The sequence below is a fragment of the Streptomyces bluensis genome (assembly GCF_014650715.1).
In the GTDB taxonomy this organism is placed as follows: domain Bacteria; phylum Actinomycetota; class Actinomycetes; order Streptomycetales; family Streptomycetaceae; genus Streptomyces; species Streptomyces bluensis.
In genome coordinates, this window is sequence record NZ_BMVM01000005.1 from 367,562 (window position 1) to 386,434 (window position 18,873).

20 protein-coding genes are annotated in these 18,873 nt (G+C 70.6%); 12 read left to right on the forward strand and 8 right to left on the reverse strand.

Annotation, left to right across the window (positions count from 1 at the left end):
- Positions 1 to 26 precede the first annotated feature (26 nt).
- The 8 genes from IE262_RS16600 (at position 27) to IE262_RS16635 (ending at position 8,043) form a co-directional block, all read left to right on the forward strand.
- Positions 27 to 1,100: a sugar ABC transporter substrate-binding protein gene (locus IE262_RS16600; RefSeq protein ID WP_189874476.1), complete on the forward strand. Its 1,074-nt coding sequence runs from the start codon at positions 27 to 29 to the stop codon at positions 1,098 to 1,100.
- The gene (locus IE262_RS16605; protein ID WP_134037579.1) at positions 1,097 to 2,617 is read left to right on the forward strand and encodes a sugar ABC transporter ATP-binding protein; all 1,521 of its coding nucleotides are present in this window, start codon (positions 1,097 to 1,099) and stop codon (positions 2,615 to 2,617) included. The genes IE262_RS16600 and IE262_RS16605 overlap by 4 nt, the downstream gene beginning before the upstream one ends.
- Complete coding sequence (locus IE262_RS16610) at positions 2,610 to 3,644, forward strand: ABC transporter permease (RefSeq protein WP_189874478.1); 1,035 nt, start codon at positions 2,610 to 2,612, stop codon at positions 3,642 to 3,644. Before IE262_RS16605 ends, IE262_RS16610 begins: the two co-directional genes overlap by 8 nt.
- 68 nt (positions 3,645 to 3,712) lie before the next feature.
- Positions 3,713 to 5,098 carry an L-fuconate dehydratase gene (locus IE262_RS16615; RefSeq protein WP_189874480.1) on the forward strand — a complete coding sequence of 462 codons (1,386 nt, stop codon included), beginning with the start codon at positions 3,713 to 3,715 and terminating at the stop codon, positions 5,096 to 5,098.
- Complete coding sequence (locus tag IE262_RS16620) at positions 5,095 to 5,859, forward strand: SDR family NAD(P)-dependent oxidoreductase (protein WP_134037588.1); 765 nt, start codon at positions 5,095 to 5,097, stop codon at positions 5,857 to 5,859. Before IE262_RS16615 ends, IE262_RS16620 begins: the two co-directional genes overlap by 4 nt.
- Positions 5,856 to 6,884: an aldo/keto reductase gene (locus IE262_RS16625; RefSeq protein ID WP_189874482.1), complete on the forward strand. Its 1,029-nt coding sequence runs from the start codon at positions 5,856 to 5,858 to the stop codon at positions 6,882 to 6,884. Before IE262_RS16620 ends, IE262_RS16625 begins: the two co-directional genes overlap by 4 nt.
- Positions 6,881 to 7,195, forward strand: coding sequence for an L-rhamnose mutarotase (locus IE262_RS16630; RefSeq protein ID WP_189874484.1), 315 nt, complete (start codon positions 6,881 to 6,883; stop codon positions 7,193 to 7,195). The genes IE262_RS16625 and IE262_RS16630 overlap by 4 nt, the downstream gene beginning before the upstream one ends.
- Positions 7,192 to 8,043, forward strand: a complete 852-nt coding sequence (locus IE262_RS16635) for an amidohydrolase family protein (RefSeq protein ID WP_189874486.1) — start codon at positions 7,192 to 7,194, stop codon at positions 8,041 to 8,043. The genes IE262_RS16630 and IE262_RS16635 overlap by 4 nt, the downstream gene beginning before the upstream one ends.
- Here IE262_RS16635 and IE262_RS16640 read toward each other — a convergent pair.
- A complete protein-coding gene (locus IE262_RS16640; protein ID WP_189874488.1) occupies positions 8,031 to 9,467 on the reverse strand; it encodes a lipase maturation factor family protein in 1,437 nt (478 codons plus the stop codon). The two genes, IE262_RS16635 and IE262_RS16640, sit on opposite strands and share 13 nt — an antisense overlap.
- A 175-nt stretch (positions 9,468 to 9,642) precedes the next feature.
- Here IE262_RS16640 and IE262_RS16645 point away from each other — a divergent pair, with 175 nt between their 5' ends.
- Positions 9,643 to 10,503 (forward strand): Fpg/Nei family DNA glycosylase, encoded by an 861-nt coding sequence (locus IE262_RS16645; RefSeq protein WP_189874490.1) that lies wholly within the window; start codon positions 9,643 to 9,645, stop codon positions 10,501 to 10,503.
- Positions 10,504 to 10,540: 37 nt separating this feature from the next.
- On the opposite strand, the gene IE262_RS16650 is transcribed toward IE262_RS16645, so the two are convergent.
- The 3 genes from IE262_RS16650 to IE262_RS16660 form a co-directional block, all read right to left on the reverse strand.
- Positions 10,541 to 11,197, reverse strand: coding sequence for a zf-HC2 domain-containing protein (locus IE262_RS16650; protein WP_134037606.1), 657 nt, complete (start codon positions 11,195 to 11,197; stop codon positions 10,541 to 10,543).
- A 145-nt stretch (positions 11,198 to 11,342) separates the two neighbouring features.
- Positions 11,343 to 11,858: a hypothetical protein gene (locus tag IE262_RS16655; protein ID WP_189874492.1), complete on the reverse strand. Its 516-nt coding sequence runs from the start codon at positions 11,856 to 11,858 to the stop codon at positions 11,343 to 11,345.
- Between the two features lie 196 nt (positions 11,859 to 12,054).
- Positions 12,055 to 12,600: a sigma-70 family RNA polymerase sigma factor gene (locus IE262_RS16660; protein ID WP_134037612.1), complete on the reverse strand. Its 546-nt coding sequence runs from the start codon at positions 12,598 to 12,600 to the stop codon at positions 12,055 to 12,057.
- A gap of 232 nt (positions 12,601 to 12,832) precedes the next feature.
- Between IE262_RS16660 and IE262_RS16665 the strand changes: the two genes are divergently transcribed.
- Positions 12,833 to 14,002 carry a CapA family protein gene (locus tag IE262_RS16665; RefSeq protein WP_189874494.1) on the forward strand — a complete coding sequence of 390 codons (1,170 nt, stop codon included), beginning with the start codon at positions 12,833 to 12,835 and terminating at the stop codon, positions 14,000 to 14,002.
- A gap of 46 nt (positions 14,003 to 14,048) precedes the next feature.
- Here the strand turns inward: IE262_RS16665 and IE262_RS16670 are convergent, their stop codons facing one another.
- Positions 14,049 to 14,504: a universal stress protein gene (locus IE262_RS16670; RefSeq protein WP_134037617.1), complete on the reverse strand. Its 456-nt coding sequence runs from the start codon at positions 14,502 to 14,504 to the stop codon at positions 14,049 to 14,051.
- A gap of 157 nt (positions 14,505 to 14,661) precedes the next feature.
- On the opposite strand from IE262_RS16670, the gene IE262_RS16675 reads away from it, so the two are divergent.
- On the forward strand, positions 14,662 to 15,519 hold the full coding sequence (locus IE262_RS16675) for a polysaccharide deacetylase family protein (RefSeq protein WP_134037620.1): 858 nt from the start codon (positions 14,662 to 14,664) through the stop codon (positions 15,517 to 15,519).
- 93 nt (positions 15,520 to 15,612) lie between these two features.
- Here the strand turns inward: IE262_RS16675 and IE262_RS16680 are convergent, their stop codons facing one another.
- Positions 15,613 to 16,278: a class F sortase gene (locus IE262_RS16680; RefSeq protein WP_189874596.1), complete on the reverse strand. Its 666-nt coding sequence runs from the start codon at positions 16,276 to 16,278 to the stop codon at positions 15,613 to 15,615.
- A gap of 332 nt (positions 16,279 to 16,610) precedes the next feature.
- Between IE262_RS16680 and IE262_RS16685 the strand changes: the two genes are divergently transcribed.
- Positions 16,611 to 17,099: a hypothetical protein gene (locus tag IE262_RS16685; RefSeq protein WP_134037623.1), complete on the forward strand. Its 489-nt coding sequence runs from the start codon at positions 16,611 to 16,613 to the stop codon at positions 17,097 to 17,099.
- 209 nt (positions 17,100 to 17,308) lie between these two features.
- On the opposite strand, the gene IE262_RS16690 is transcribed toward IE262_RS16685, so the two are convergent.
- Together IE262_RS16690 and IE262_RS16695 are read right to left on the reverse strand one after the other, a co-directional pair.
- Positions 17,309 to 18,073, reverse strand: coding sequence for a bestrophin-like domain (locus IE262_RS16690; RefSeq protein ID WP_134037626.1), 765 nt, complete (start codon positions 18,071 to 18,073; stop codon positions 17,309 to 17,311).
- A 16-nt stretch (positions 18,074 to 18,089) separates the two neighbouring features.
- Complete coding sequence (locus IE262_RS16695) at positions 18,090 to 18,698, reverse strand: hypothetical protein (RefSeq protein ID WP_166681666.1); 609 nt, start codon at positions 18,696 to 18,698, stop codon at positions 18,090 to 18,092.
- Positions 18,699 to 18,873 lie beyond the last annotated feature (175 nt).

Genomic DNA, 18,873 nt, shown 5'->3' on the forward strand with positions numbered 1-18,873 from the left:
GGAACCGCTCGACGAGGAGCTGAGAGATGGCCGGCACAAACCCACGGAACGGGCAGACAGGGGCACGGAAGGTACGCGCGGCGGTCGCCGCGTCCTGTGCCGCCCTCGTGCTCGCGGCGTGCGGCAGCACCAAGGACGACGTCTCCTCCGGCGGGGAGGGCGGCGGCGACGGCAAGGTCGGGGTGATCCTGCCCCTGCTGACCTCGCCGTTCTGGCAGTCGTACAACGACTACGTGCCCAAGATGGCCAAGACCGAGGGCGTCGACGCGCTCAAGACGGTCAACTCCAACAGCGACCCGTCCCAGCAGATCACCGACATCAACAACGCCCTCAACCAAGGGGCCAAGGGCCTCGTCGTCGCTCCCCTCGACAGCGCCGCCATCGTCGCGGGGCTCGACCAGGCCGAGCGCAAGGGCGTCCCGGTGGTCGCCGTGGACGTGGCGCCCGACAAGGGCAAGGTCGCGATGGTCGTCCGCGCCAACAACGTCGCGTACGGCGAGAAGGCCTGCGAGTACCTCGGCAAGCAGATTCCGTCCGGCAAGGTCGTGCAGATCATGGGCGACCTCGCCTCGGTCAACGGCCGCGACCGCTCCGAGGCGTTCCGGGCCTGTGTGAAGAAGAACTTCCCCCGGCTGAAGGTGCTGGAGATCCCCGCCAAGTGGGAGTCCGACACCGCGGCCTCCAAGCTGGACACGCTCCTCAACGCCAACCCCGACATCAAGGGCATCTACATGCAGGCCGGCGGTGTGTACCTCGCGCCGACCCTGCAGACCCTGAAGTCCAAGGGGATGCTGAAGAAGGCCGGCCAGGACGGCCACATCACGATCGTCTCGAACGACGGCATCCCGCAGGAGTTCGACGCCATCCGCAAGGGCGAGATCGACGCCACCGTCTCGCAGCCCGCCGACGCCTACGCGAAGTACGGCATGTACTACATCAAGGCCGCGATGGAGGGGAAGACGTTCAAGCCCGGCCCGACCGACCATGGCTCCACGATCGTCAAGCTGCCCAGCGGCATCCTTGAGGACCAGCTGCCCGCGCCACTGGTGACCAAGGACAACGTCGACGACCCCGAGCTCTGGGGCAACACGGTCAAATGAGCGCTGCCACCGCCACCCCCCTGGTAGAGGCCACGGGCATCGTCAAGCGTTACGGGCCCACCGTCGCCCTGCAGGACGGCCGGCTGACCGTCCTGCCCGGCGAGTCCCACGCCCTCGTCGGCCGCAACGGCGCGGGCAAGTCCACCCTCGTCACCGTCCTCACCGGACTCCAGGCGCCCGACGCGGGCACCGTCCGCTTCGACGGTGAGCCGGCACCCCCGCTCGGCGACCGGGCGGCCTGGCGCTCCAAGGTGGCCTGCGTCTACCAGAGGCCCACCGTGGTCCCCGAGCTGACGGTCGCCGAGAACCTCTTCCTCAACCGCCAGCCCGACAGCCGGCGCGGCTTCTTCAGCTGGCGCCGCCTGCACACGGAGGCCACCGCGGTCCTCGACACCTGGGACGTGCACGTCGACCCCGGCGCCCGTACCGCCGACCTCAAGGTCGAGGACCGGCAGATGGTGGAGATCGCCCGGGCCCTGAGCCAGGGCGCCCGCTTCATCATCCTCGACGAACCCACCGCCCAACTCGACAACCGCGAGATCGAGCGCCTCTTCGAGAGGATGCGCGCACTCCAGGAGTCCGGCGTCACCTTCCTGTTCATCTCCCACCACCTCCAGGAGGTGTACGAGGTCTGCCAGGCGGTGACCGTGCTGCGGGACGCCCGCTGGATCACCACCGCACCCGTGGCCGAACTCCCGCGCGCCGCGCTGGTGGAGGCGATGGCGGGGGAGGCGGTCGCCGAACGCCAGGCGGCCGCGGCGGAGGCCGTGGTGGAACAGGACGGCGTCGACGCGCCCGTCGTCCTCGACGTGCGGGACCTGACCTCGGACACGTACCGGGACGTCGCCCTGACCGTCCGCCGCGGTGAGGTCGTCGGGCTCGCCGGCTCCAGCGGCAGCGGAAAGATCGCGCTCGCCGAGACCTTCGCCGGACTGCACACCCCGACGTCCGGAACCGCCCTGCTGGACGGCACACCGCTCCCCTTCGGCGACGTCCGGGCCACCCTGAAGGCCGGCGTCGGCTGCGTACCCCGCGACCGGCACGGCCAGGGGCTCGTCTTCGGCATGACCATCGGCGACAACGCCACGATGAGCGTCCTGGACCGGCTCGGGCGGTACGGGCTCGTCGGCACCGCCCGCAAGCGCGGTGTCGCCACCGAGCTGATCGAGCGCCTCGACATCCATGCCGAGGGCCCCGACCAGCCCGTCTCGGACCTCTCCGGCGGCAACGCCCAGAAGGTCGTGATGGCCCGCGCCCTCGCCTCCGATCCCCGTCTGCTGGTGCTCATCAACCCCACCGCGGGCGTGGACGTGAAGTCCAAGGAGTCCCTGCTCTCGCGGGTGGACAGCGCCCGCGAGGACGGCACCGCCGTGCTCGTCGTCTCCGACGAACTCGACGACCTGCGCCGCTGCGACCGCGTCCTCGTCCTCTTCCACGGCCGGGTCGTCGCCGAGCACCGGGCGGGCTGGCACGACCACGAGCTGATCGCCTCCATCGAAGGAGTGGACCATGGCTGACACGAAGGCCCCGTCGGCCTCTGCACCCACCCCCGTGAAAGCGCCCGACAGCAAGACCCTCAAGAGCGTGCTGCTGAACCGCGCCCGCGAACTCGCGCTGCTCCCCGCTCTGTTGCTGCTGGTGGTGATCGGCGCCTTTGTCAACGACTCGTTCCTCACCGAACGTACGCTGGTCTCCATCCTCGCGTCCTCCGCCGCGCTCGCGATGGTGGTGCTGGCCGAGGCGCTGGTGCTGATCATCGGCAAGATCGACCTGTCGCTGGAGTCGGTGGTCGGTATCGCGCCCGCCGTCGGCGCGCTGCTGGTGCTGCCCGTCGCAACGTCGGGCTGGGGCACCGAATGGCCCGCCGCCCTTGCCCTGCTGGCGATCCTCGTCGTGGGCGGGGCGATCGGCGCGTTCAACGGCTTACTCGTGGTGAAGCTCAAGCTGAACGCCTTCATCGTCAGCCTCGCCATGCTGATCGTGCTGCGCGGTCTGCTGGTCGGCTCGACCAAGGGCAAGACGCTGTTCGACATGCCCGACGCGTTCTTCTCACTGGCCACCACCACGTTCCTGCGCATCCCGATGTCGGTGTGGCTGGCCGCGATCTCCTTCGGCATCGCCGGACTGGTCCTCAGGTACCACCGGATCGGCCGCTCGCTGTACGCCATCGGAGGCAACACGGAAGCCGCCCGCGCCGCCGGCATCCGGGTCGACCGGGTGGTTTTCGGGGTGTACGTCGTCGCCGGCGTCCTCGCCGCGGTCGGCGGGATCATGACGACCGGCTACGTCGGCGCGATCAGCGCCAACCAGGGCAACAACATGATCTTCACGGTGATGGCGGCGGCGGTCATCGGCGGCATCAGCCTCGACGGTGGCAAGGGCACCATGTTCGGCGCCCTCACCGGCGTCCTGCTTCTCGGTGTCGTACAGACCCTGCTGCAACTTGCCCAGGTGCCGTCCTTCTGGATCCAGGCAATCTACGGAGGCATCATCCTCATCGCTCTCATGATCGCCCGCGTCACCACGGGCCGCGCCCAGGACTGACCAGCCGACTCCTCGTCACCGAGTTACCGAGTTACCGAGTTACCGAGTTACCGACCGAAAGGCCTTCCGTGTCCCCGACCCCCGGCACCCCCTCCTGCGTCACCGCGGTCGACACCTACGACATCCGCTTCCCGACCTCGCGTGAGCTCGACGGCTCCGACGCGATGAACCCGGACCCCGACTACTCGGCCGCGTACGTCGTGCTGCGCACCGACGCGACCGACGCGACCGACGCGTCCGCCGGTCTGGAGGGGCACGGCTTCACCTTCACCATCGGGCGGGGCAATGATGTCCAGGTCGCCGCGATCGACGCCCTGCGGAGCCATGTGGTCGGACGGTCCGTCGACGAGCTGTGCGACGACCCCGGCTCCCTGTTCCGGGACCTGATCGGCGACAGCCAGCTGCGCTGGCTCGGGCCCGAGAAGGGCGTGATGCACATGGCCATCGGCGCGGTCGTCAACGCGGTGTGGGACCTGGCCGCCAAACGCGCCCGCAAACCCCTGTGGCAGCTGCTCGCCGATGCCGAACCCGAGTGGCTGGTCCGCCAGATCGACTTCCGCTACCTCACGGACGCGCTCACCCCGGGCGAGGCGCTGGAGCTGCTGCGACAAGGGAAGGAAGGCGCCGAGGACCGGACGGCCCGGCTGCTCGCACAGGGCTACCCCGGCTACACCACCTCCCCGGGCTGGCTCGGCTACAGCGACGAGAAGCTCACCCGGCTGGCCGCCCAGGCCGTCGCCGACGGGTTCCGGCAGATCAAACTGAAGGTGGGCGCGGACCTCGCCGACGACGTACGGCGCTGCCGCGTCGCCCGTTCCGTCGTCGGTCCGGACATCCGTATGGCCATCGACGCCAACCAGCGGTGGAACGTCGACGAGGCGATCCAGTGGGTGTCGGCGCTCGCCGAGTTCGAGCCGTACTGGATCGAGGAGCCGACCAGCCCCGACGACGTGCTCGCCCACGCGGCGATCCGCAAGGCCGTCGCCCCCGTCAAGGTCGCCACCGGCGAACACGTCCAGAACCGCATCGTCTTCAAGCAGCTCCTCCAGGCGGGCTCACTCGACGTCCTCCAGATCGACGCGGCCCGCGTCGGCGGCGTCAACGAGAACCTGGCGATCCTGCTGCTCGCGGCCAAGTTCGGGGTACCCGTCTGCCCGCACGCGGGCGGGGTCGGGCTGTGCGAGCTCGTCCAGCACCTGGCGATGTTCGACTACGTGGCGCTCACCGGCACCACCGAGAACCGGGTCATCGAGTACGTCGACCATCTGCACGAGCACTTCATCGACCCGGTGGTGATCCGCGAGGGTCACTACACGGCACCCACCGCGCCGGGCTTCTCCGCCACCATGCGGCCGGAGTCCATCGCGCAGTACACGTTCCCGGGTGGCACCTTCTGGGCGGCCGACCTTGAGACGCAGCAGCTTGAGACACAGAAGAAGGGACAGGCGGCATGAGTGACTTCGAGGGTCTCAGGGCGCTGGTGACGGGCGGTGCCTCCGGTATCGGCCGGGCGACCGCCGAACTCCTCGCCGCCCGCGGCGCCCGGGTCGCCGTCCTGGACCTCGACCCCTCCTCGGTCGAGGAGCCCCTGCTCGGTTACCGGGCCGACGTCACCGACGACACGTCCGTACGCGAGGCCGTGGCCGCGGCGGTCGCCGGCCTCGGTGGACACGGCGTGCTGGACGTACTGGTCAACAACGCGGGCATCGGCGCCCAGGGGACGGTCGAGGACAACGACGACGAACAGTGGCACCGCGTCCTCGACGTCAACGTCGTCGGCATGGCCCGCGTGACCCGCGCCGCCCTGCCCCACCTGCGCCAGTCGGCGCACGCCGCCATCGTGAACACCTGCTCCATCGCCGCCACCGCCGGTCTGCCCCAGCGTGCCCTCTACTCCGCGTCGAAGGGCGCCGTCCTCTCCCTCACCCTCGCCATGGCCGCCGACCACGTCCGCGAGGGCATCCGTGTGAACTGCGTGAACCCGGGCACGGTCGACACCCCGTGGGTCGGCCGCCTGCTGGACGCCGCCGCCGACCCCGCCGCCGAACGGGCCGCCCTCGAAGCCCGCCAGCCCACCGGCCGCCTCGTCTCGTCAGCAGAGGTCGCGGGCGCCATCGCCTACCTGGCGAGCCCGCTGTCCGGCGCCACCACCGGGATGGCGCTCGCGGTGGACGGCGGCATGCAGGGGCTGCGGCTGCGGCCGGTGGGCCAGTGAACACGCTCGGCCGGAGCGGCGTCGAGGTCACCGCCCTGTCCTTCGGCGCCGCGGGGATCGGCAACCTGTACAGGGAGGTCAGCGACGAGCAGGCGGACGCGGCTCTCGGCGCCGCCTGGTCGGCCGGCATCCGGTACTTCGACACCGCGCCGCACTACGGCCTCGGACTGTCGGAGCGGCGCGTGGGCGCGTTCCTGCGGGAGCGGCCGCGCGATACGTACGTGATCTCCACCAAGGTGGGCCGCCGCCTGGAACCCGCCGACGGGCACGGCGACGACCTGGCCCACGGCTTCGCCGTACCCGCCACCCACCGGCGCGTGTGGGACTTCAGCGCCGACGGCGTACGCCGGGGCCTGGAGGACAGCCTGGAGCGGCTCGGTCTCGACCGTGTGGACGTCGTCTACCTCCACGACCCGGACGACCACGCCGAACAGGCCTTCCGCGAGGGCTACCCCGCACTGGAACGACTGCGCTCCGAGGGCGTCGTCGGGGCGATCGGCGCGGGCATGAACCAGTCGGCCATGCTGACCCGTTTCGTGCGGGACACCGACGTCGACGTGGTGCTCTGCGCGGGCCGGTACACCCTCCTCGAACAGGGCGCGCTGGCCGACCTGCTGCCCGCGGCCGAGGAGCACGGGACGTCCGTGGTCGTCGGCGGTGCCTTCAACTCCGGCCTGCTGGCCGATCCGAAGCCCGGAGCCACCTACAACTACGCGTCCGCTCCGCAGGAGTTGGTGGCGCGTGCCCTGCGACTGAAGGACATCGCCGAACGGCACGGCACGACGCTGCGTGCGGCCGCGCTCGCCTTCCCCGCCGCGCATCCGGCCGTAGCGAGCGTCCTCGTCGGCGCCCGCTCGGCGGACGAGGCCCGCGACGGCGCGGAGCAGTTCGCGGCCCTCGTGCCCGCGGACTTCTGGCGGGAACTGGTCGCCGAGGGACTGCTGCCGAAGGACGCACCCGTACCACCAGTACCCCGAGTACCACCGGTACCACCTGTCCCCGCGTCCGGAGAGGAGACGTCGTGAGAGTCGCCCTGCACACCAAGGTCCGCGCCGACCGCACAGAGGAGTACGAGGCCGCGCACCGCGAGGTCCCGAAGGAGCTCACCGACGCGATCCGCGGGGCGGGAGCCACCTCCTGGACGATCTGGCGCAGCGGCACCGACCTCTTCCACGTCCTGGAGTGCGAGGACTACGCACGCCTGCTCGCCGAACTGGAGAAGCTGCCGGTCAACATCGCGTGGCAGGCCCGGATGGCCGAGCTGCTCGACGTCGTCCACGACTACTCCAGTGAGGGCGCGGACGCCGGACTGCCCGTCGTGTGGGAGCTGCCGTGACCGTGGACGCGCACCACCACGTGTGGGACCTCTCCGTACGCGACCAGGAGTGGATCAGAGGTACCGAACTCCAGCCGCTGCGCCGCGACTTCACCATGGCGGACTTCGAACCCGAGGCCCGCGCCCTGCACATCGACCGCAGCGTCCTCGTGCAGACGGTCACCGTCGCCGAGGAGACCCCGGAGTTCCTGGCGCTCGCCGAACGGCACGAGCTGATCGCGGGAGTGGTCGGCTGGACGGACCTGACGAGCCCCCGCGTCGCCGACGAACTCGCCCGGCTGCGCGAACTCCCCGGCGGACACCACCTGAAGGCCATCCGCCACCAGGTCCAGGGCGAGCCCGCCCCCGAGTGGCTGCTCCGCCCGGACGTGCGCCGGGGACTCGAAGCGGTCGCCGCGGCGGGCCTCGTGTACGACCTGGTGGTGCTGCCTCATCAGCTCCCGGCCTGCGTAAAGGCGGCTGCCGCCCTGCCCGGCCTCACCTTCGTCCTCGACCATCTGGGCAAACCACCCATCGCCTCAGGAGAACTCCAGCCCTGGGCGTCCGACGTCCACGCGCTCGCGGAACTCCCCAACACGGTGTGCAAGCTGTCGGGGATGGTGACGGAGACGGATCCGGGGAGATGGCGTTCGGGCTGGCCGGCGGGGGAGCTGCGTCCGTACGCCGACACGGTGCTGGACGCCTTCGGCCCCGCCAGGCTGATGTTCGGCTCCGACTGGCCGGTGTGCACCCTGGCGGCGACGTACGCCGAAGTCACCCATGGCACGGGCGTGTTGGCGTCCGGCCTGAGCCCGGACGAGAAGCAGGACCTCTTCGAGGGCACCGCCACGCGCGTCTACGGCCTCTGACCGCGTACGACATCCGCACGGGCCAGCCGGGTCGGCGGCAGGTACTCGCGAACATACGTCCGATCCCAGCACGCGCCCGTCTCCCGCAGCTCCCGCCACGTCGTGAAGCGGTAGCGGAAGAGGCGGGCGCGAATGTAGCGGGGCGGGGTGTCCGGCGGGAACGGTGAGCGGCGCAGCAGCTTCAGCGTGTCGCGGTCGTTCTCCAGCAGCCGTTCCACCAGCCCGCCGAACCAGGCACCGGCGTACACGGGGGAGAGCGCGGCGAACCACATCAGCCAGTCGAGCCGGAGGTGGTACGGCGCGAACTGGCGCGGCCAGTGCCGTGGATCGCCGGGCTTGCCCCTGAACTCGTACTCCTGCCACTCGCAACCCTCCCGCGCCGGCTCGTCCGCGGTGCCCTCGACCACGACCTCGTACCGGACGCGGCTCACGCTGCCGAAGGCGCCGTACGTGTTGACCAGGTGGAACGGGTCGAAGGACCGGTTCATGACCTGGCCGCGGGAGATCATGTTGCGGACCGGGTGGTAGCTCAGGCCCACCACCAGCGCGGTCGCGGCGATCACGACGACCTCGTACCAGAGTGGTGCTCCGGGCACGCCGGCCGGTGCGGTGCCGCCGTAGTCCACGGCGGACAGGGCGAGCACGATGGTGATCCAGTTCAGCCAGGAGAAGTTGCCCGACAGAACCAGCCACAGCTGGGTCAGGATCATCAGGGACGCGGCGGCCGTCGCGATCGGCTGCGGGGTGAACAGCAGGACGGGCACGACGAGTTGGGTGAAGTGGTTCGCGGCCACCTCCACCCGGTGCAGCGGCTTGGGGAGGTGGTGGAAGAACCAGCTCAGCGGGCCCGGCATCGGTTGCGTCTCGTGGTGGTAGTCCAGGCACGTCAGCTTCCGCCAGCACGCGTCGCCGCGCAGCTTGATCAGCCCGGCGCCGAACTCCAGGCGGAACAGCACCCAGCGCAGCAGGAAGAGCACGAGGACCGGCGGGGCGACCTCGTCGTTGCCGAGGAAGACGGCGAGGAAGCCCACCTCCAGCAGCAGCGACTCCCAGCCGAACGAGTACCAGGTCTGGCCGACGTTGACGATCGACAGGTACATCACCCAGGGCACGAGCCACAGCACCATCGCCCCCCACAGCGGGAGCAGCGAGTCCAGCCCCGCGACCAGCGCCACGGATACGGCGCAGCCCGTCCAGGCCCAGGCCGCGAAGAAGCGGTCCGAGTAGTGGACATGGAACACGCCGGGTGCCTGACGGAACGTGACCCGCCGCAGGAACACGGGCACCGGCAGCATGCCGCGCTCGCCGATCAGCGCGCGGAACTGGAGGGCCGCGGTGAGGAAGCCGGCCAGATACACGACGGCCAGTGCCCGTTGGAAGACCAACCGGCTCATCCAGTAGTCGGGGGCGGTGAACCACTCCACGCTCAGTGCTCCCGGAGTACGAGCCAAACAGGTTCACTACTGACAATAGTGAACGAATACCTGACGTGAGGCGGAAGAGCGCGGCGCCCGCTGCCCGCTGGATGGTCAGGGCCATGACACGCACGTCTTTCGCGCCCCGTGTGGCGGCGCCCGGCCCGGATGGCACTCTGGACGTATGCCGGAACTGCCCGAGGTCGAAGCGCTGCGGGACTTCCTGGCCGAGCATCTCGTCGGCCACGAGGTCGTCAGGGTGCTGCCCGTCGCGATCAGCGTCCTCAAGACGTACGACCCTCCCGTCAGCGCCTTCGAGGGCCGTGAGGTGACCTCGGTGCACCGCTACGGCAAGTTCCTCGGCATCGAGGCGGACGGCCTGCACCTCGTGACCCACCTGGCCCGCGCGGGCTGGCTCCAGTGGCGGGACCGCCTCCCCGACGGCACGCCCCGTCCGGGCAAGGGCCCCCTCGCGCTCCGGGTCGCCCTGGAGACCGGCGAGGGGTTCGACCTCACGGAGGCAGGCACCCAGAAACGGCTCGCGGTGTACGTCGTACGGGACCCGCGGGAGGTCCCCGGCGTGGCCCGCCTCGGCCCGGATCCGCTGGCCGCCGACTTCGACGAGGCGCGCTTCACGGAGCTGCTCGCGGGGGAGCGGCGCCAGATCAAGGGCGTGCTGCGCGACCAGAGCGTGATCGCGGGTGTGGGGAACGCGTACAGCGACGAGATCCTGCACGCCGCGAAGATGTCCCCGTTCAAGCCGGCCTCCTCACTCGGACCCGCGGAGATCGGTCACCTGTACGAGGCGCTGCGCACTACGCTCACCGAAGCCGTCGAGCGCTCCCGCGGGCTGGCCGCGGGCCGTCTGAAGGCCGAGAAGAAGACGGGGCTGCGTGTCCACGGCCGCACCGGCGAACCCTGCCCGGTCTGCGGCGACACGATTCGCGAGGTCTCCTTCAGCGACTCCTCGCTGCAGTACTGCCCGACCTGTCAGACGGGCGGCAAGCCGCTGGCGGACCGGCGGCTGTCGCGGCTGCTCAAATAGGGGACCCCTGGAGCGGCGGCCCGGCCGGTCAGACCCCTCAGCGCCACGGCGACTCCAGCGAAACCAGCCGCTCGCCCTTCGCCGTGCGTACCTCGAACCGGGTGATGTCCTTGCGCGGCATGGCGGCGCCGCCATGCATGTCGGAGGGTTCGGCGGTGTCCCTGGGCGCCGTCCAGCCCGTGATCGTCTGTTCGGAGCCGTCCTCGCCGATCGCCACGAGCTGACACGCGCGACCCCCGGACGGGTCCTTGACCCGCACGTCGATCTGGCTGCCCCAGAGCTTGTCCTGGGCGCGGATCTCGGCCCACACACCCGTCTCCGCGTCGGTCGCCGCGACGGTGTTCACCCCCTCGTCGGGCCCCGCGAAGACCGCGACGGCGGGTCCGCCCACGGCGAACACCACACAGGCGGCGACCGCGAACAGCCAGCGCCGGCGCCCGGCCCGGTGCCGGGCGGCCACCTCCTCCAGCAGCCGGTCGATCAGCCGCGGGCCGGGACCCGCGAAGGGGTGCACCGCACGCGGTGTCGCCTGCCGGTACAGCATCAGCTGGCGGGCGGCGGGCCTGAACTCGGTGACCTGTACCGCGCACCGGGGGCACTCGCGGAGATGGTCCTCGAACTGGAAGGCATCCATCTCGTCGAGCACGCCCAACGCATAGGCGCCGACGTCTTGATGACGATCCTGGGACCACATGGCGAATTCCTTGAGCCGATGATGCGGTGGGGGTTGCTTCTTGCTACCACCGGTACGCACCGGACCGGGGAATCACTCAAGACGCCGGATCACGGAATGGCAACCGAGACGTTCGGAGCCGACGGGTCCGCGGATTGGTCCAGGATTAAAAAAGATGGATCGCCAGGTGCCCGAGGGGCAGACCGAGCCGCCAGGCCGGCGTCCACACCTTCGGGCCGTCGTCCTCACCGATCACCGGACCGCCGCCCGGCACCGCGTCCAGATCGGGGGCGAGCAACTCCGTCTCCTCCAGCCAGCGCCAGGCCGCGGCGGCCAGGTCCAGGTCCGGGGACGGCCCGCCCGACTCGATGGCCTCGCCGGCCAGTCGTGCCATGCGCTCGCGCACCCACTCCTGCCACGGCTGGTCGTACGCGGTCAGCGACAGCCAGGTCTCCAGCTGGGAGACGACCCGGATCCCGGACAGCTCACCACCGGTGTCCGCGAGGAAGATGGTGAGCGCGAGGGCGTCCCGTCCCGCGCGGAACTCGAAGGACGTCGGTGGCATCAGGTCGCCGGTCCTGAGCAGTTCGTCCGCGATGTACTCGGCGTACAACCACGCCATGGGGACGGTCAGTTCACCGCCACCGGTGCCGTCCGTGCTCTCCTGCCCTCTGTGCAGCATCCCTTCCTGCCTTCCTCCGGTGCGTGCGCGTCGCCCGAATCCGGGTCCTGGAATCTGGGGATCACCGTCGGCCCGGAGGGCGGACGGTGCGAACCCGGCGGGAGGACCCCCATCCGGAACACGGATGAAGACAGCTGATTGCTCAACCGCGGTCCTCAGCAAGGCGCTTTACGGAGGCTTTGCTCTGGGGCGGGTTTCACCGCAGTTCAGTCGCGTACCCCGGAAGCACCCGGCGCAGGGCGCGCAGCGCGTAGTACGCCCGGGACTTCACGGTACCGGGCGGAATCCCGAGGGCTTCGGCGGCCTCCGCCACACTCGCCCCTTGGAAATACACCTGCACCAGGACTTCACGGTGCTCGGGAGTGAGTGTTTTCACAGCCCGCCGTACGTCGAGGGCGGCGGCCGACCGCTCGGCGTGATCGGCGCTCACACGCGCGTTCTCCAGCACGGCGTCTCCCACCTCGGCGGGCCTGGCCTGGCGGGCCCGGCGCGCGTCGATGGCAAGCCGGCGCCCGACGGTGAGCAACCAGGGGCGCACGGAGGTGAAATCGTCCGCGCGGAGCGCTTCGGGGTGCTGCCAGGCGCGTACGAACGTCTCCTGCACCAGGTCCTCGGCGCGCTGCCGGTCCCCGTCGGACAGTCGCAGCATGAGGGCGAAGAGGGGCCGGCCGTGCTCCCGCTGCAATGCGGCCAGCTCGTGCTCGGCGGTCGTCCCGTTCGTGATCGTGGTTCCGGCCGTCATGGCCGTATGGGAACGCGGGACGCCCCGCGGGGACAGAGGGCGGTCACGGGTGTGCGACGGGCGGTCGAACCTGTCGGCGAACGGTGCGACGAACGGTCCGTTCCGGCACACGCCGGGGCCCGGCCGGGCACACCGGACGGGCTAAGGGTGGCCGGGACCGAGTGGTCCCGTATGCGGATTCGTGTTGCTTTATAAGTCAATACGATCAATACCTCAGAAACGGGGCGAATCGATGACGACACGCACGCAGCAGACGACTCTTGCCCTCGCGTTCATCCTTCTGGCGGGCCTCACCGCATGCCAGGCCGACCAGGACCCGTCGAAGCGGAAACAGGGCCATGCCTCCGCCTCCGCCTCCGCCGAAAAGGCCCGCAGCTTCACGCTCGTCGCCTCCGGAGACGTCCTGCCGCACGCCTCGATCATTCGCCAGGCCGGCGCGGACGCGCGCGGCGCGGGCTACGACTTCCGCCCCATGCTCGCGGGCGTCAAACCCGTCGTGTCCCGGGCGGACCTCGCGATCTGCCACATGGAGACCGTCTACGGCGCGAACGGCGACTACACCGGCTACCCCAGCTTCAAGTCCCCGCCCGAGGTGGCCGAAGCTCTTGCCGACGCCGGTTATGACGGCTGCTCCACCGCCTCCAACCACACGCTCGACGCCGGCGCCGCCGGCATCCAGCGCACCCTCGACGCGCTCGACCGCGCGGGAGTACGGCACGCGGGCTCGGCCCGGACGGCTCAGGAGGCGGGCGGCATCACCATGCTGCGCGCCCCGGGCGGGGCCCAGGTCGCCCACCTCGCGTACACGTACGGCACGAACGGCGTCCCGTTCCCGAAGGACCAGCCCTGGGCCGTCAACCTCATCGACTCCGACCGGATCCTCGCCGACGCCCGGACCGCCCGGCGGCAGGGTGCCGACGTGGTCGTCGCCTCCCTGCACTGGGGCTCCGAATGGCAGGACGCCCCCGATGCGCAGCAGATCGACCTGGCCCAGCGGCTCACCGCGGCCCGCACCGCCGGCCGCCCCGACATCGACCTCATCATCGGCACCCACGCGCATGTCCCGCAGGCGTACGAGAAGGTCAACGGCACCTGGGTCGTCTACGGCATGGGCGACCAGATCGCCGGCGCCATGGTCAACCACCAGGGCGCCCAGGACTCGCGCGGCAACGAGAGCTCCATCGCACGCTTCACCTTCGCCCCACCGGCCCGTAAGGGTGCCCGCTGGGAGGTGAAGAAGGCCGAGTACATCCCGCAGTGGTTCGACGTGGGACCCGGCCGCGTCGTCAATCTCAACGAGGCCATCGCACAGGGAGCGGACGGCGCCCCCGTACGCGACCGCATTCGCCAGGTGGTCCTGAGCCGGGGCGCCGCCGAGGGCGGGCTGGTCATGGGACAGTGACCGGACAACTGGACACGGGCGGTGCGATGCGCCGTGACGACACGGCCTAAGGCACGACCGTGACGGGCCAGCGCCCCGCCTTCACCAGCCGGATCGCCACGGAACCGATGATCCGGTGCCCCGCCTGCTCGGAGGCGCCCACCACGACGGCGTCCGCCTTCAGGTCGTCAGCCGCCTTCACGAGCCCGTTGTACGGGTCGCCACGCAAGGTGTGGAACTCCCAGCGCACATCGAAGAGGCCCCTGACCCGCTCGGTGGCCCGGCGGATCTCCGCGATGAGGCCCTCGGCGATCTCGTCGGTCGTCTGCGCGGCCGGCACACCGAGCGCGGCCCCCGCCGCCATCACCGGCTGGACGTACACCACGGCGAGCAGGGCGTGCTGCCGTCGGGCCAGACCGGCCGCGTACGCCGCCGCCCGGAACGACGAGTCGGAGCCGTCCACCCCGACGACGATCACCCTGGGCCCGTCCGTGCCCCGCTCGAAGCGGTGCTGCTCTGTCACGGTCGCGAGGCTATCGAATCCTCCGGTCCCGAGTCCCGCGGGGGATCGCTCGAACGGCTGCACGGACACCGAACACACTGCTCCCACCGGGTGTTTTCCTACAGCCATACCGGTGTCCTTGGGGTGAGTCGGCCGGGAAAACGGCGACGGATAAGTCATGACGAACGATCACATGTTTACGCGCCGTCGCATGCTGATGGCCGGGGCCGCCGTCGTGGGCGCGTCCGGTACCGCCGGTGTGGCCGCTCTGCTCGGCGGGGAGACGGCCCCGGGCCCCGGCCCCACCCCCGTACCCGGACGGAGCCCGGTCGCGGGTTCGCAGACGCGGGGCAGCGTCAAACCCTCCGCTTACCGGTTGCAGCCCATCACGGGGTACGGGCCGCCACCGCGCGCCCGCACCCGGACCCTCGTCCGGCGCGAACCCTTCCTGCGCGTGTCCGGGCTGGGCCGCGCCATGGTGCTGACCTTCGACGACGGCCCCGACCGCCGCTACACCCCCGACATCCTGCGCACCCTGCGCAAATACGACGTCCACGCCATGTTCTTCGTCTGCGGCGTGATGGCCGCGGCCAACAAGGACCTGCTGCGGCAGCTGGCCGACGAAGGGCATGTCGTGGGCAACCACACCTGGTCCCACCCGCTGCTGCCCGGCATGTCGCGCTCCGCGATCCGCTCCCAGATGGAACGCACCAGCGAGGTCGTCGAAGAGGCGATCGGTGAGGCGCCCCGATGGTTCCGCGCGCCCTACGGCGCCTGGAACGGCACGGTCTTCCGGATCGGCGCCGAGTTGGGCATGGAGCCGCTGGGCTGGACGCTCGACACGCTGGACTGGACGCGCCCGGGCACCGGCACCATCGCCGCCCGGGTCGAGCGCCACGCCGGCCCGGGCGTCGTGGTCCTCTCCCACGACGCGGGCGGCAACCGCTCCCAGAGCGTACGGGCGCTGCGCAGCTATCTGCCGGAGTTGCTGGACGCGGGCTATCACATCACCGTCCCGCGACGGAAACGGGCCTAGTGTGTGCGTGCCCTCGGCGCACCGGGTGTAGACCCTTTTTGGGTCTACACCCGGTGCGCCGAGGGTCAAAAAGAAAAAGAGAGGTCGGGGCGCTCAGCGCACCTCGACCATGCGGGCGAACACCACGACGTTCCCGTCGTAACCGTTCTGCTTGGAGAAACCGCCGCCGCACGTGATGACCCGGATTTCCGGTACGCCGCTGTTCCCGTAGACGCGGTCCCCGGGGAAGTTGTTCTTCTCGAACACCTCGACGCCGTAGATCTCGAAGACGGCCGTCTTCCCGTCGTTGCGCAGGACCTCGATCCGGTACCCCTTGTGGAGCGCCCCGAGTCCGTAGAACACGGCGGGGCCGTGCTGGTTGTCGACGTGGCCCACGAGGACGGCCGTGCCGTTCTCACCCGGGGACACCGCGCCGGTGAACCAGCCGGCGAGGTTCGGGTCGTCGGGCGGCGGCGCGTCGACCCATCCCTGCAGGTCCAGGCCGACGGGCATCACGGGGGCGTCGACCTGGATCGCCGGGATCCTGATCCGGCTGACCGCGGAGTACGGCAGTGCCGGCGGCGCGTTGCCGAACAGGCCCTGGGGGGTGGCGCCCGTGTCGGCGGCCGCTGCCGACGCCGGCTGTGGCGGACCCGCGTCGAACTCCCCGGAGCCATTCCGGATAAGGGCGAGGCCGGTCAGCAGAACAAGCGCTATCACACCCCACGGGGCGCGCTTCCTCCGCCGCTCCTCCTCTTCGGCCAGCTCGGACGAAGACATGCGCCATCCCCTCTCGCCCCGGCCGTTGTCGCGTCCGTCACGCATGGCACAACGCTAAGCGCAAGAGCGGAACTCGGCGACGGGACAGGTACGAAAGGGTGGCGGGTGCCCACAGGGCGTGAGCCATTCGGGTCGCCGTTCTCAGGAATTTTCTGAACGTCAATGACCTGCGGCGATATCCGATTGTGGATCATTTCCCGGCGTGTGCTCTCACCAGGACGGACCATCCCGAAATGCGGGGCCACGCACGGCAACTGAGGGTCTGACTAGGAGGCGCTTTCCAGCCGATCGACCGGGGAACGGGTCCCGGGGCGCCTTCCCCGGAGGATCACATGCGTACTACTCGTGCCCTGGCGGCGTCCGCCGCCGCGGTGGCCGTCCTCGGGCTCGCCGCGCCTACGGCCGCCGCGTGGAACGACCCGACCTCGGTCACGGCCCAGCCCAGCGTCATCGCCCGCGGCGGCCAGCTGGTCATCACCGTCAAGGGTGAGGCCTGCACCATGCAGAACAGCACCGTGAGTTCAAGCGCCTTCCCGACGACGAGGCTGAGGTCGATGGGTGGCGACACGTCGACCGCCACCGTGACCGTCAGTTCGAACGCCAACCCCGGTGCGCAGAGCGTCACCACCAACTGCGCCGGGCGGCAGAGGACCTTCAACAACGTCTTCACCGTCCTCGGCGGGGTCCGCGGCGGTATCGGCGGCAGCAGCACCTCCGGAGCGACCCCGGCCGACATCGCGATCGGCGGCGGACTGGTCGCCGCCGCGCTGATCGGAGGTGGGGTGTTCTGGATGCGCCGCCGTTCCGAGAGCAAGATCTGAGCCACGAGCGTGGGCAGAGACGGAGACGAGAGGAGACCGGCAGAGAGTGACATGTGGGTCTGAGCGCCGCTTCCCCGGAGACCGGATCGCCCTCGGAGACCGAATCGCACATCGACAGCCCTTCCCCCCGGACCCGCTCGGGTACCGGGGCGAAGGCTGTGCGGCGACGGTGGGGTCCGCGTGACCGGTCTCGCCGCCGCCCTGGAACGTCAGCCGCGCGCGTGGGGGAACAGCTTGAGCAGCGGCTCCGTCGACGCCGCGAGCCCCCGGGCGTACGGCGCGTCGAAGTCCCAGACCAGGAACAGCAGGAAGGCGATGAGCGCGGAGAACAGACCGGCGAGGATCAGCTCGCGTGGGGTGCGCCGGATCTGCAGGGCGAACACCATGCCGATGGTCACGACGGCACCGGTGATGAGCCCGAACCACACGACGCCCGGCATGGTCGCGCCCGTAGAGTCGGCGCGGGCGTTGCGCGCGGCGTCGGCGGCGGCCACCTCGTCCACGAGCGGCTGGTAGGCCTGCGCCTCGAAGTCCGAACGGGGCTCGTAGTCGGTGACGTCGTGGCGGATGCGGTCGAAGAGACGGGCGCCGCGCTCGGTCATCTCACCGCTGTCGGCCATCGACTTCCACTCCTTGGTCACGACATGGTTCACATAGGTGTGGACGTCGTCCCGGATGCGGTCGCGCACGTCCGCCGGGTAGACGCGCACCCGTTCCGTGATCTCGTGCAGGGCCTGCGCCTCCGTCTGCACATGGTCCTCGGCGACGCTGCGGGCCTCCCAGACACCGGCCATGGCCAGACCCAGCACGATGGCGTACACGACGCCGATCATCATCGTGATGTACTCGATCACGTCGGGGGTCTCGGACGGGTCGTCGTCCTCGGGCGCCGTGTAATGCCGTACGACGGTCACGATGAGCACGACGAGGCACGCGGCCGCCATCGCGAGGGTGAGAACAAGCCATTCCGACAAGAGGTTCCTCCAGGAGTCAGCGCGGACGCAGCGCGGCGGCGGCGAACAGCGCGGGCACGGTGACGAGCAGGGCGAGCGAGACGAGGGAGGGGCCCTCGCGCTTCGTCTGCCCACGCGGGGACGGCCGGTAGGGCGGATAGCTCACCGGGGGCGGCGACGGCTTGGGCCGTGCCTCCCGTGGGGGTTCCGGGGGCTTCGGTGCTGCCGGGGCGGGAGGCCGGGCCGGTGACGGCGGGGGAGGTGCGGGCCTGGGCGCCAGCGTGGGGGCCGGAGTGGGCCGCGGCTTCGGCTCCGGCTCGGGTGGCGTCGGGGTGGGTGGCGGGGTCGGGGTGGGCTTCGGCGGGTGCGGTGTCGGCGTGGGAGCGGGTGTCGGGGTGGGTGTGGGCGTCGACGTGGGGGGACACGACGGTGCCGGGATGGGCGTCGTCTTCGCCGGGCCCGCGCCGCGCGTATCCCCGCCCGCGACCGCCACGGCGGTCAGCCCGCCGTCCGGGCCGGCAGAGGCGTACGCGCAGGCGGTGGCGACCGCTGTTCCGCTCGGGCTTACGACGACGAGCCAGGTCAGTGTGAGCAGGGCCAACAACCGTATGGCGAGGGCGGATCGAGTCCGCTGGGGTCCGTGCACGACGGAGATCATCGGCGCTGATGCGCCCGCGCACGCCCGAGCGCCGGGTGATTGCCCCGAACGGGGGACAAACAGGCGGGACGGACTGGATCGGCCGTACGAAACCCGCATCCCCGGAAGGAGGTGCGGACGCTCCCTCCGCAGGCCCCGTCATGGATTCCGGAAAGAAATTTGA